Source organism: Pseudoxanthomonas sp. YR558 (assembly GCF_900116385.1).
Lineage (GTDB): Bacteria > Pseudomonadota > Gammaproteobacteria > Xanthomonadales > Xanthomonadaceae > Pseudoxanthomonas_A.
On sequence record NZ_FPCI01000002.1, the window covers coordinates 1,041,926 to 1,055,090 of the forward strand.

The 13,165-nt window shown below is 66.9% G+C and carries 10 protein-coding genes; 8 read left to right on the forward strand and 2 right to left on the reverse strand.

Going from position 1 to position 13,165, the window contains the following annotated elements; genetic code table 11:
* Positions 1–16 precede the first annotated feature (16 nt).
* From BM365_RS16445 to BM365_RS16480, 8 genes are all read left to right on the forward strand, one after another.
* Positions 17–1,312 carry an O-antigen ligase family protein gene (locus BM365_RS16445; protein ID WP_093490540.1) on the forward strand — a complete coding sequence of 432 codons (1,296 nt, stop codon included), beginning with the start codon at positions 17–19 and terminating at the stop codon, positions 1,310–1,312.
* On the forward strand, positions 1,309–2,862 hold the full coding sequence (locus BM365_RS16450; RefSeq protein ID WP_093490541.1) for a lipopolysaccharide biosynthesis protein: 1,554 nt from the start codon (positions 1,309–1,311) through the stop codon (positions 2,860–2,862). The genes BM365_RS16445 and BM365_RS16450 overlap by 4 nt, the downstream gene beginning before the upstream one ends.
* Positions 2,859–4,205, forward strand: a complete 1,347-nt coding sequence (locus tag BM365_RS16455) for a phenylacetate--CoA ligase family protein (RefSeq protein ID WP_093490542.1) — start codon at positions 2,859–2,861, stop codon at positions 4,203–4,205. The genes BM365_RS16450 and BM365_RS16455 overlap by 4 nt, the downstream gene beginning before the upstream one ends.
* A gap of 7 nt (positions 4,206–4,212) precedes the next feature.
* Complete coding sequence (locus BM365_RS16460; protein ID WP_093490543.1) at positions 4,213–5,358, forward strand: glycosyltransferase; 1,146 nt, start codon at positions 4,213–4,215, stop codon at positions 5,356–5,358.
* A gap of 28 nt (positions 5,359–5,386) precedes the next feature.
* Complete coding sequence (locus BM365_RS16465; protein WP_175502105.1) at positions 5,387–6,028, forward strand: polysaccharide deacetylase family protein; 642 nt, start codon at positions 5,387–5,389, stop codon at positions 6,026–6,028.
* Positions 6,029–6,111: 83 nt separating this feature from the next.
* Positions 6,112–7,308: a hypothetical protein gene (locus BM365_RS16470; RefSeq protein ID WP_233210836.1), complete on the forward strand. Its 1,197-nt coding sequence runs from the start codon at positions 6,112–6,114 to the stop codon at positions 7,306–7,308.
* Positions 7,305–8,096 carry a glycosyltransferase family 2 protein gene (locus BM365_RS16475; RefSeq protein ID WP_093490544.1) on the forward strand — a complete coding sequence of 264 codons (792 nt, stop codon included), beginning with the start codon at positions 7,305–7,307 and terminating at the stop codon, positions 8,094–8,096. Before BM365_RS16470 ends, BM365_RS16475 begins: the two co-directional genes overlap by 4 nt.
* A gap of 2 nt (positions 8,097–8,098) precedes the next feature.
* Positions 8,099–9,022, forward strand: coding sequence for a glycosyltransferase family 2 protein (locus BM365_RS16480; RefSeq protein WP_093490545.1), 924 nt, complete (start codon positions 8,099–8,101; stop codon positions 9,020–9,022).
* Between the two features lie 3 nt (positions 9,023–9,025).
* Here the strand turns inward: BM365_RS16480 and BM365_RS16485 are convergent, their stop codons facing one another.
* Entirely contained in the window at positions 9,026–11,041 is a 2,016-nt protein-coding gene (locus BM365_RS16485) for a heparinase II/III family protein (protein WP_139227449.1), read from the reverse strand.
* 259 nt (positions 11,042–11,300) lie between these two features.
* On the reverse strand, positions 11,301–13,157 hold the full coding sequence (locus tag BM365_RS16490) for a heparinase II/III family protein (protein ID WP_093490547.1): 1,857 nt from the start codon (positions 13,155–13,157) through the stop codon (positions 11,301–11,303).
* Positions 13,158–13,165 lie beyond the last annotated feature (8 nt).

A 13,165-nucleotide genomic window follows, 5' to 3' on the forward strand; every position in this document is an offset into this window, starting at 1 on the left:
GGAGCGACAGGGGATCATGTTCTTTTTCATGTTGTTGTACCTCGTCCTGGTGCTGATCAGGCCCCAGGACTACCCGGCGGTGGCCGAATCACCGGGCCCGCCCATGCAGTCGATCGCGCTGGTGCTGGCGGCCGGACTGTTCCTGTTTTCGCAGCGCAAGTCGTTCAACCAGCCGCAATTCCTGCTGATTCCGATATTCCTGTTCATCGCCATGGTGTCCAAGGTGGTGAACGGTTGGGCGGGCGGTGCCTTGTTCGTCTTCTTCGTTTTCGCGCCGGTGCTGCTGGCCTACGTGCTGCTGGCCAACACGGTGGATACGCGTGCGCGGATGCAGGCGGTCATGTCGGTGTTCGTCATTTGCGCGTCGGTGCTGGCGGTGCACGGCATCGACCAGGCCAGCACGGGCATCGGCTGGACCGGCGTCGAGCTCTCGCAGGGCACGCGCATCCAGTACGTGGGCATCTTCAACGACCCCAACGACCTCGGCCTGCTGTTCGTGATGTGCCTGCCGATGGCCTTCTACCTGAGCTCGCGGGGAGGCTGGCTCGGGTTGAAGCGCCTGTTCTGGTGGACCGCGATCGTGCTGCTGGTCTGGGGCTGTTATCTGACCAATTCCCGCGGCACGCTGCTGGCGCTGGTGGCCATGCTGGGCGTGTACATCTGGCGCACGCGCGGCATCTTCTGGGCGAGCCTGCTGGGCGCCGGTGCGCTGGGTGGGCTGATGATGCTGCCCTCGCGCATGCAGGAGATGGACGTTTCCGAGGCCTCGGCGATGGGGCGCGTGGAATCTTGGTACGAAGGCATCCAGATGTTCATCGGCAGTCCGGTGTTCGGCATCGGCGCGGGTGGCTACTCGGACCTGCATGAGCTGACCGCGCACAACTCCTTCGTGCTGGTGCTGGCCGAGACCGGCATCGTCGGCTTCACCGTTTGGCTGGCGATCGTGGGGTACTGCTTCCGGATGATGATGGCCATCGTGAACCGCGAGGACGACATCATCGACGACGTGCCGATGGACGTACCCGACGAGGTTGCGCTGAAAGAGTGGCGCACGGACAAGACGCTGAGCCTGTGCATGCTGATTTCGCTGGTGGGCTTCTTCACCGCGGCGTTCTTCCTCAGCCGCAGCTACGTGGTGATCCTGTACCTGCTGGTGGCGATGGTCGTCGGCCACTACACGCGCATGCGCAATACGTACCCCAGCCTTCCGGCGTTCTCGTTGGAGAAGGACATCATCCGTTGGCCCGCCTACGCCGTAATCGGCGTTATCGGCCTGTATCTGACCGTCAAGGTCCTGTTGGCGATGGCATGAACGAACGCTCGCGCACGCTCAGCAACACCCTGTTCTCCTCGGTGGGCATGTACACCGAGTACGTGCTCGGCATGCTCACGTCCATCATCATCGCCCGTCACCTGGGCCCGGACGGATTCGGTACCTACAGCCTGGTCATCTGGCTGGTCGCGATGGGCGTGGCAACGACCAATTCGGGCACGGCCAGCGCGGCGATCAAGTTCGTCGCCGAACTGCGGGGCGCGGGGCATCTGGAGCAGATCCCGTACGTGCTGAGCTACCTGCGGAAAGCGCAGCGGGTGTTCATGTTGTTCGTGCTGTTGGCGGGCGCCGCGTTGTTCATCTTCGCCGGCGACCATGTCGCCCCGGGCATGAACCACACGCTGCTGCTCGGCTTCCTGATCGTGGGCGTGGCGCTGCGTTCGTCGTACATGTTCAACATCGGCGTGGCGAAGGGATTCGAGAACTTCCGCGCGACGGCGATCGTGGCGCTTGTCTCGACACCGATCAATCTGTTGCTGGTGATCGCGGCATGGCAGTTGGACGCCCCCGTCGAGTGGCTGCTGGCGGTGTTCTCGTTGTCGGGCATCGTCTTCTATGTCATGTCGCTGCGGCAGATCCGCCCGTTGCTGCCCCCGCGCCAGCCCGGCGTGGTGCTGCCGCCGGCGCTGCGCGCCCGGATCAGCCACCACATGCGATGGACCGCGCTGACCGTGTCGGTCAGCTTCCTGGTGGCGAGCGAGGTGGAGGTGATGTTCCTCAACCTGTATGCAGACAGCCACGATGCCGGCCAATTCAAGGTGGCCTACCAGCTCGCGGTGGGCGCGGCGGCCCTGGTGCCGGGCGTGTTCGGCGCGCTGCTGCTGCCGATGATGGCCAATGCCCTGAGCCAGGGCCGTGAAGTCGCGGCGCGGCGCTTCGTCGGCACCACGCATTACCTCTCGCTGCTGGCCGTGCCGCTGATGGCGTTCGGCCTCGTGTTCGGCGATGACGTCATCCATCTGTTGTACGGGCGCGAGTACTGGGCGGCCGGACCGCTGTTCTCCGCGTGCCTGTTCGCCACCTGCATGACGACGATGGCGCAGGGCGCGTCCAGTCTGCTGGTCAGTGCGGACAGGCAGCGCAGCATCCTGGTGCTCGCGATCACCAGCGGCACGCTCAAGCTGACGCTGGCCGCCGTGCTGATCGCGCACTACGCGCTGGTGGGAGCCGTGGCCGCTTACCTGACCGTGGCAGCAGTGAATGCCACGCTGTACATCTCACTCGCGATCAAGGTCAGCCATGCGCGGCCGGCCTGGGGTGCGCTGGGGCGCGTGCTACTGGCCGGTGCGCTGGCCGCGGCGCTGGCATGGCCGTTGCGTGGGCACCTGGTGCCCTGGGCGGCGGTGCTGCTGGGTGGCGTGCTGCTGGTGCTTTCGTACGCATTGTTCACGCTGCTGTTGCGTTGCTGGACGCGCGACGACATCGAGCATCTCCAGCAGCTGCACCGGCGATTCGCGGCGGGTCGCCCGCACGCCGGCGCGCGGCTGTTGGCCTGGGCGCACGATCGAGCAGGGGAGGGGATCTCATGACCGGTCTTTACGAACCGCTTTTCCGCCATGTGCTGTTCCCGGCCTATGAATCGGGCCTGCGCGGCCGCAAGACGCTGGCCTACCTGCGCGAGTACGAGCGCCAGCAATGGCTGGCGCCCGAGCAGATCGACGCGCTCCAGTGGCAGAAGCTGCAGCAGCTGATCCGTCACTGTTGGGAGCACGTGCCCTATTACCGGGAAACGTGGAGCGCGCTGGGCATCTCTGCGCCGGATGACATACGCGACCTCGCGCACTTCGCCCGCCTGCCGGTACTCGACAAGCCTACGATCCGCGCCAACTTCGATCGCCTCATCGCCGATCCGTACAGGCAGGGCCTGCTCTACAAGACCACCGGCGGTTCGACCGGTGAGCCGCTGAAATTCGGGTACACGCGCGAGAGCTACGAGCGTCGCGTCGCGGTCATGTGGCGCGGCTATGGTTGGGCGGGTGCGCGCTTGGGCCAACGCACGCTGTACTTGTGGGGTACGCCGATCGGCGCGCAGAAGCGCAAGGACCGGCTCTACCACGGGGCCTTCAACCGCTGCATGCTGAATGCGTTCGAGATGGACCGCACGCGCATGGCCGAGTACGCCGACGCGATCGATCGCTTCCGTCCGGAGACCATCGTGTCGTATGTCGCACCGATCGTGGAAATGGCGGACTGGCTGATCGCCAGCGGTCGGCGCGTGCACGCGCCGATGCGCATCCTCGGCGCGGCGGAGGCGTTGCACGCCTCGCAGAAGCAGCGTATAGAGCAGGCCTTCGGCGCGCCTGCCTACAACACCTATGGGTGCCGCGAGTTCATGTTGATCGCGGCGGAGTGCGAACACCGCGACGGCCTGCACGTGAACGCCGACCACCTGGTGGTGGAGCTGGGCCACGGCGAAGGAGCCGGCCCGGAGGGTCCGCGTGAGCTGGTGGTCAGCGACCTGCACAACTACGGCATGCCGCTGTTGCGTTACGTCAACGGCGATCTGGCCACGCCGGGCCACGGGCGCTGCGCCTGCGGGCGCGGGTTGCCGCGGCTTGCGAGCGTGGATGGACGCAAGCTGGACGCGCTGCGCACGCCGGATGGGCGGTTCGTGCCGGGCGAGTACATCGTCTACGCCTTCCTGGCCGCGACAGGCGTGCGTCGTTACCAGGTGGTGCAGAAGCAGTTGGATGCCTTCGAGATCCTGATCGTGCGCGACGAGGGCTTCGATCCGTCGGTGATCGAACTCGTGCGGCGCGAGCTGGTCAAGGTAGTGGGCGACAGCGTTGCCCTGGACTTCCGCTTCACGGACGAAATTCCGCTGACGCCGACCGGCAAGCAGCGTGTCACCGTGTCTGAACTAAGGGGCTAGGGCTAGCGTGGAGATCGTGCATTTCGTCGAGAACCTGGATCGTGGTGGCCTGGAGCGCACCGTGGTGGACCTGATCGCCAGCCAGCGCGAAGCAGGGCACCAGTGCCGGGTGATCTGCCTCTTCAAACTGGGCTTGCTGGCCAAGGAGTTGCTCGCCAGCGGCGTGCGCGTGGATGCTTGCGGCAAGCGGCCCGGGATGGATCTGCATGCGCTGCGGCGCGCCCGCGCGCTGCTCCGGCAATCGCCGGACGCCGTGCTCCACACCCATAATGCAATGGCGCACTACTACGCCGTCATCGCATCGTTGGGCCTGCCTTTGAAGTGCCGGATCAACACGCGCCACGGCATGGGCGGACGGGTGCGCAGTGGGCGTCAGGAATGGCTGTACCGCCTGAGCATGCGTTTCACCGACTACGCCGTCGCTGTTTGCGAAGCGGCGCGCGAGCGCTTCGCAGACGAGGGCGTTCGACCGCGGCGTGGCCTGCTGTCGGTGCCGAACGGGATCCGCCTGGAGCGCTTCAAGCCCGCCGACACGACGGGGCGCCAGGCGCTGGCCACCGAGTTGGGTTGGCCGGTGGGCAGCCGCGTCATCGGTACGGTCGGACGGCTTCAGCCGGTGAAGGACCACGCGCTGCTGCTGCGCGCGTTCGCGAAGGTCCGCATGCAGGTGCCGGAAGCGGTGCTCGCCATCGTCGGCGACGGACCGCTGCGCGGTGCGCTGGAAGCGCAGGCCGAGCAGGCGGGGCTGTCGGATGCGGTCCGGTTCCTGGGCGACCGCCACGATGTGCCGCGTCTGTTGACGGGCATGGATGTGTTCGCGCTCTCGTCGGCCAGCGAAGGCTATTCGATCGCGCTACTGGAGGCATGCGCGGCCGGATTGCCGATCGTGGCCACCGATGTGGGCGGCAACCGCGAGATCGTCCGCGACGGGGTCAATGGCCGTCTTGTGCCGGCCGCCGACGTGGCCGCCCTCGCGACGGCGCTGATCGCGCTGCTGCGAGGAGGCGACGAGGCGGGCAGGATGGGCCGCGCGGGCCAGGCCTGGGCGCAGGCCGAGGCCTCGTTCCGGACCATGGCGGAGCGGTACCATGGCCTCTACGATCCGCCGGATTGCGATTCGTGCACCATGGCCGTACAGGGACGCCTGTCGTGAGCCGTCCTTCCCCTCCCTGCGCATCACCATGAATCCACGTCCGCGACGACTCAAACTGCTGCGCTTCCTGCCCAATGGCTGGCTGGCGACGGCGGGCCCTGCGCAAGACGGACGCACGCTGTACCTGACCTTCGACGATGGCCCGCACCCGGAGTTCACGCCCCAGCTACTGGACCTGCTGGCCGAGCACGATGCCAAGGCCAGCTTCTTCCTCATCGGGCGCGAGGCGGAGCGCCATTCCGACCTGGCCCGTCGGATTGCCGCCGAAGGCCACACGCTGGGGAACCACTCTTACTCGCATCCTATCTTCGATTCGTTGACGCTCGCGCAGCAACTCGAAGAGATCGATCGCACCGAGCGCGTGCTTCAAGGCATCGATGGCCGCGTTCGGCATGCGTTCCGCCCTCCGCGCGGCGTGCTGACGCTGCCCATGCTGGCGAAGCTCGCCAGCCGCAGGCATCGGATCGACTACTGGTCCTACGACAGCCTGGACTACAGCCGGCGGCCCGTCCCGGACCTGCTCGAAACGATCCAACGGCACCCGCCTCGGGCGGGGGACATCGTGCTGATGCACGACGACAGCGCGCATTCGCTGGCACTGCTGCGCCAATTGATCCCTGCCTGGAAGGCGCAAGGATTCGAACTGCGCGCGCTACCGCATCTCCACTGATCCCCGATGGCCGGTGTGCCGCCGTTGCCGCGTTTTCGATGGTGACGAAGGCGTGAGCGCACGCTGAAAAGCAAGGGGGACGCTTGAACATCCTGGTCTGGCTGGCGGTTCCGGTCGCGATTCTCGCGGTGGCCGCATTGGCCGTGTGGAAGCTGTTGCGTTCGCGCAACATGGAGATCTGGATTGGCAGCTACCTTCGCCGACCGCGCGTGCCTGCGTCGGCGGGTCCTGTGCACGTGATGTTCTGCTTCGTCGACCACTTCGAGCCGATGTGGCATGGCGCCGACGAAGCCAAGCAGCGCGAGCGCGTCGATCGTTGGTGCCGCGACTATCGCACGCTGGCCGGTCGTTACCGCGACGCCGATGGGCGGCCGCCGCAGCACAGCTTCTTCTATCCCGAAGAAGAGTACGTTCCCGAGTATCTCGACAAGTTGTCGGCCCTGTGCAGCGATGGTTATGGCGAGATCGAGGTGCACCTGCACCACGATAACGACACCGAGGCGAACTTCAACGAAGGCATGGCCCGGTTCTGCCGCGTGCTGCACGAGCGCCATGGCGCGTTACCGCGCGACCCCGCCACCGGAGAGCTGCGTTTCGGCTTCATCCATGGCAACTGGTGCCTGGACAACTCGCGTCCGGATGGACGCTGGTGCGGACTGGACAACGAGCTGATCCTGCTCCGCGACTTAGGCTGTTATGCCGATTTCACGCTGCCGTCGGCGCCGAGCGACACGCAGACGCGCACGATCAACAGCATCTACTACGCGACCGACGACGCGCATGCACCCAAGTCGCACGACACCGGCGTGCCGGTGCGCGTTGGCGGCCAGGCCACCGGCGATCTGATGCTCATCCAGGGCCCGCTGGGCCTGAACTGGAAGGATCGCCGCATGGGCCTGGTGCCGCGCATCGAGAATGCCGACGTGCGCAAGGGCCAGCCGCCCACACCCGAGCGCGTCGATGCCTGGGTGCATGCCGGTGTCCATGTCGAGGGCAAGCCAGAATGGGTCTTCGTGAAGATCCATACCCACGGCACCCAGGAAGGCGATATCGACACCTTGCTGGGGCCGCCGGTGGATGCGATGCACGACTACCTGGAGTCCGCCTACAACGACGGCCAGAAGTACGTGCTGCACTATGTCAGCGCGCGCGAGGCATACAACATCGTGAAGGCTGCCGAAGCCGGCATGCAAGGCAATCCCGGCGACTATCGCGACTACCACCTGCCGCCGCCACGCGCATCGTGGGCCGGCGGTAGACAGGCGCAGGCGGCGGCATGAACGCCGCGGCGCCCGCGACGGACACCCGCATTCCGCTCGTCAGCGTGGTGATGCCGGTATACAACGCGGAAGCGACCATGGAGCGTTCGATCGAGTCGGTGCTGACGCAGAGTCATCGCGAGGTCGAGCTGATCCTGGTCAACGATGGCTCTCGCGATAGCTCGGCCGCGATCATGGATGCCTACGCCAAGCGCGATCCTCGCGTGGTGGCCGTGCACCAGGCCAATGGCGGCGTCGCCGCGGCACGCAACCGTGGCTTGCAGGCGGCAAGGGGCACCCATGTCGCCTTCCTGGACAGCGACGACTGGTGGGATCCGGAAAAGCTCGCGCTGCAACTCGCGCACATGGCCCGCACCGGCGCCCGCGTCTGCTACACCGCCTATCAGCGGGTGGCCGAGGATGGCCGCGCGCTCACGATGGTGGTGCCGCCGGAGCGCGTCGACTATGCGGGCATGCTCTACAGCAACCGGATCGGCAATCTCACGGGCATCTACGTGCGCTCGCTCGGCGAGGTGGCCTTCCAGAAGATGGGGCACGAAGACTACGTGTTCTGGCTGGACCGGGTGCGCCGCGCCGGCCACGCCGAGCGCGTGCCGGAGGCGCGTCCATTGGCGTACTACCTGGTGCGTGGCGGCTCCGTGTCGGCGAACAAGTTGCGCGCGGCCGGGTGGCAATGGCGCATCTACCGTGAGACCGAGCAGCTGAACTGGCCGCGCTCCGCGTGGTGCATGCTGCACTACATGGCGCACGCGTTGCTGAAGCGAAGTCCCGTGTCGAGGCCCGCCTGACCATGGCACCGTCTTCCCCCGTGACGGCCGCCGATTACACGGTAGTGATCCCCGCCTTCAATGCCTCCGCCACGCTCGCGCATGCGCTGGACAGCGTGATGGCGCAGACCTTGCCCGCGCGCGAAGTGGTCGTGGTGGACGATGGATCGCCGGACCGCACGGAGATCGCCAGGATCGTCGCCGGTTACGGCGGCCGCGTGGTCCTGCTGCAGCAGGAGAATGCTGGTCCCGCGGCCGCGCGTAACGCCGGGGTCCGTGCATCGGGCGGCGCGTGGATCGCGTTCCTGGATGCGGACGACAGTTGGCTGCCGCACAAGATGCAGGCGCAGTTGGCGCTCGCGGGAGATGAAGATGTCGGCCTGCTGCATGGCGCCGCGCGCCTGGATCGATTGATGCTGCCGGAAGAGATGGACTTCGATCTGCTGTGGCGAGCGAACCGTATCTGCACGTCGATGACGGTCGTACGCAGGAGTGTCTTCGAACGCTTGGGCGGCTTCTTCGAGGCGCCGGAACTGATCGGTGCCGAGGACTACAACCTGTGGCTGCGTATCGCGCACGCGGGCTGGCGCGTGCGCGCCTGTGAAGGACTGGTCGGCCACTACACACCGGCCGAAGGCAGCCTGACGAGCAGAATCGAGCGCTGTGCGCTGGCGGAGATACGCAACGCGCGCGAACTCGGCGAATCGCTGGGGTTGCCGCGTCGCGATATCCGCTGGAAGTTGCGCGCGATCCGCACGGACTTCGCGCGCCACCTGATCCATGCACGCTGCCCCTCGCCGGCACGCCGGCTGCTGGTGCGCGCCTTGTTCGAGCGGCCGACGCTGGAGCGGATCGGCCTGATGTCGGTCAGCTACGTGCCGACACCTTTGCTCGACATGCGTCGCCGCCTGCGCAAGCGCGGGCGGCAGACGCTGTACGGCTTTTGAGGATCAGATCTCGCTCAGCTCCACCACATAACCGGTGGTGCCGCCCTGTACGTCGATGCGGAAACGAGCGCCGTCTTCCACGTACTTGCCGCTGCTGAAGTTGGAGTTGATCGTCGCGTTCGCCGGCTCGATCACGCGTACGCGCAGGCGGCCGGCCGTCGCTTCTCGGCTGTTCACCAGGGTGGGCGCGACCGGTACGTTCACCTGGAACGTCGCAGTGGTGCCGCTGGTGATGCTGAAGGTATCGCGCACGGTCAGGCGACGGTTGGCGAAGTTGAAGTTGCGCTGCCAGTTCGTCACCGCGTCGGCGTTGCAGAACGACGGCGTCAGGTTGGCGTCCGCGGTGAACGCGCCGCCGCTGCCCGGCGTGACGGTCATCGTCGACGCCTTCGTCGTGGATTCGCACTGGCGCGCGACGGTGCCGTTGCGAACGAAGCGAACGAGGTTGTGCACGTCCGTGCCCTGGTTGATGCCGCTATGGCTCCAGATGTTCGCGGTGACGGCCAGCCAGTCGCCGGAGAACAGGGTGAACGAGCCCTGGTCCTGGTGGGCGTGGCTCTCGTTGTACGGGCCGGCGACGATCGCCACCCACATCGCGTCGCGGGTCCAGCCGGTGCGGGCGAACAGGTGGCCGGTGCCGCGCGCGTGGTAGATCAGATCGGTCGGCACGGTGGCGGTGGTGCCGGCCGGCAGCAGGTCGTAGCGATAGTTGAAGCCCGAGCCCATGCGTGCGATCGAGATGTTGTTCAGCCACCACGTCGCCTGGTTCTGGATCACCGGGTTGGTGTTGACCGATCGCGCTTCGAGCACGAGACGGCGGTGGTAGTCGTACAGGTCCGGGACGGAGCTGCGCGCCTGGTCGCCGATGGGCGCGAAGCGATCCATCGTCGGCACGGTGGCGTGGATCCAATACGGAATGCTGTCCGACGCATGGCTGTTGGCGTTGGCCAGATCGTAGCCGGTGGCATCGCGCCAGATGCGGTACAGCGAGAACAGGCGCATATGCGAGGTGCCGTAGCCGGTACCCTCGCTGCTGCCGCCGCCGGGCAGACGGGCGAAGTAGGTCTGCATCGCCGCCAGCTTGTTATCGCGCAGGAAGTTGAACCAGGTGCTGCTGCCGCTGGCCAGCGCCCAGTACATCGTGGCTTCGACGAAGCTGTAATAGTAGTTGTTGCCGGGATTGGTCACCGACCAGCCCGACCACGGCTGGGCACGACCGCCCCACTGGGCGCTGTTGTAGTTCCAGACATTCCACACGGCCTGCTCGGCATAGGCCGACCAGCGGGTGCGCTGGCTGGAGGTGATGCTGCCTGCGCAGGCGGTCATGGTCGATGCGACGTCGGCGATCATCGGGCCGACTTCCAGATAGGAGTCGCCGGCGACGGCGGGACGGCCACCCCCAGCGATCGCCGATTCGGCAGCGGTGACCTGCTCTTCGACCATCTGGATGGCCAGGGTGCAGTACTTGGCTTCGGGTGAAAGCTGGTACATCAACGCGGCCTCGGCGGCGCTGAAGCCGTAACCGCGGCTGCCGGCCACGGCCGAATCCACCCACCCCTTGAAGCGGGTGTAGGCGGCGGAGCTCTTGTCCACGGCAGGCACCGGCAGGGGCAGGTTGACCACGCGCGGACGGGAGGAGTTGGAGCTGACCCGCCCGCCGCTGCTGAGCACGGGGCTGGAGTCGGTCCCGATGGAGGGGGTGGTGCTACCTAGGTTTCCGAGCGATCCGCTGCCGATCGAAGGGGTCACGGCAACGCGTTCGCGTGCGCGGCGCGCCGCCTTGGCGGAAGAGGTGGTGCGGGTCCAGAAGCGGATGACGTTGTCGCGCCCTGCGTCACGCAGGTCGGCGAAGTCGTCTTCGGCCCGGGTCCAGGCGTCGGAGGCGAGGGCCTGGGCGCGCTGGCCGAACAGGCCGCCAGCCGCGCTGGCAGCGGTCAAAGAGGTAAGTGCGGCGGCGCCGAGGAACAGGGCGACGGGGAGCCGGCGGGCGGTGCGGGGGGAAACGGGCGTGCGCGACAAGGGGGTTCTCCTGGCAAGAAAACCGCGCACGAAAGAATTGGAAGACGACAGCCCTGAGGCTGGTGGCTACCCGCTGCAGCGCCCCCTCGCTACATGCGATCCGCGCAACGGCGGGGCGGATCATAACGTGGGGCATTTTCCAAAACGGACGCCCTGGGTCACAGAAATGCGCGCCGGTTCAGCCAGCGGCAGGGGAGTTCACGGGAGTGTGATGGCGTGCCCGGTGCGCTGAAAGCTGCGGGCAGGACGGTGAAAGGCCCTATTTTTCGCTCAGTTCGACGGTATAGCCGTCCTGGCCACCGGCTACGTCCACCCGCCATCCCCGTCGGAATTCCTGGGGATCGTCGTCGCTCCAGGTATGCACGCGCAGGGTCGCGTTGGCCGGTTCCAGCACGCGGATGCGCAAACGGCCCGCCACAGCTTCGTTGCCCTGGACCACCGGGCGCTCCGGTACGTTGACCTGGAAGATGGCGCGTGTACCCGCTCCCAACCGGAAGTCGTCGCGAACCAGCAGCTTGCGTCCGCCGAAGTCGATACGGCGTTGCCAGGACTGCAGGGCGGGGTTGTCGCGGTAGACCGGGGTCAGGTCGGCGAGCGCCGTCACGCCGCCGTCCGGACGGGGAGTGACGGTCACCTTCGAGCGGGAGCGGGTGGATTCGCACTGGTGTACGACGGTGTCGCCGCGCGGCGCGGCGCATTGCTGCGCATCGGCGTTTGCCCGTTCGAACCGCACCACGTTGTGCACGGGGGTGCCCTGCTGGATGCCGCTGTGGGTCCAGATGTTTTCGGTCACGGCCAGCCAGTCGCGCGCGAACAGGGTGAAACCGCCCTGGTCCTGGTGGGCATGGCTTTCGTTGTAGGGGCCGGCGACGAAGGACATCCACATCGCGTCCTTACCCCAGTCGCTGCGCGCGAACAGGTGGCCGGCGCCTTCCGCGTAGTAGACCAATGCCTTGGGTGCCTCGTTCGATTCGCCGGCGGCCAGGAGGTCATAGCGCGAATTGAACCCCTGGCTCATCCGCGGCACCGAGATGTTGCGCAACCACCAGGACGAGAGCGCCAGCGCATCGGCGTCCGTGGTCAGCTGGCGCGCTTCCAGCACCAGCCGACGGTGGTAGTCGAACAACTCCGGCACCGAACTGCGCGCCTGGTCGCCGATCGGCGCGAAGCGGTCCAGCGTGGGCACAGTGGCGTGCACCCAGTAGGGGATGCTGTCGCGTGCATGCGTGTTCGCCGCGGCCAGGTCTTCGCCCGTGCTGTCCTTCCACAGTCGGTAGAGACCGAACAGACGCATTTGCGCGGCGCCGTAACCGGTGCCCTCGCGACTGCCGCCGCCCGGCAGGTCGGCGTAGTAGGCCTTCAATGGCGGCAGGCGCCGCTGCCGCAGTTCTTCCATCCAGGTCGGGCTGCCGCTCACCAGCGCCCAGTACATGGTGGCTTCGATGAAGCTGAAGTAGTAGTTGTTGCCCGGGTTGTCGATCGACCAGCCCGTCCACGCGTGGGTGCGCCCGCCCCATTGCGCGCGCGCCGGGTTCCAGACGTTCCAGACCGCCTGCTCGGCGAGAGCGGACCAGCGCTGTTGCTGGGCGGGAGCGATGTCGGGCCGGCAGGCATGCAGCGTCATCGCCAGATCGGCGATCCGGGGTCCGACTTCGAGATAGGAGTCGCCCGCGATGGCCGGACGTCCGCCCGAAGCGATGGCGCTTTCGGCCTCGTTCACTTCTTGCTCGACCATGCGGATGGCCAGCTTGCAATACTTGTCACCGCCGCCCGACAACGCCATCAACGCGGCGTCGCTGGCAGAGAACGCATAGCCAGGACTGCCGGACACGGCGCTGTCGACCCAACTGCGGAAGCGGCCGAAGGCGGGCGATCGCCGGTCGACGGATGACAGATCGATTTTCAACTGGTCCACGCCGGTCGCAACGGCCGGAGCCGTGGCAGGCGCTGCGGTGGGCGGCGGCGGGGCCGCGACGGCCCGCTCGGGGGACTGTGGCGTGCTTTCGGGCGCATCCGCGGCGCCGCAATGGCCGATCGCGGCGGCCACCAGGGCGAACCCGAGCAGGATCGCGCTGGGAATGCCATGGGTTTTCAGCTTGGAAGGCGAGGCGCGCATGCCGGTGC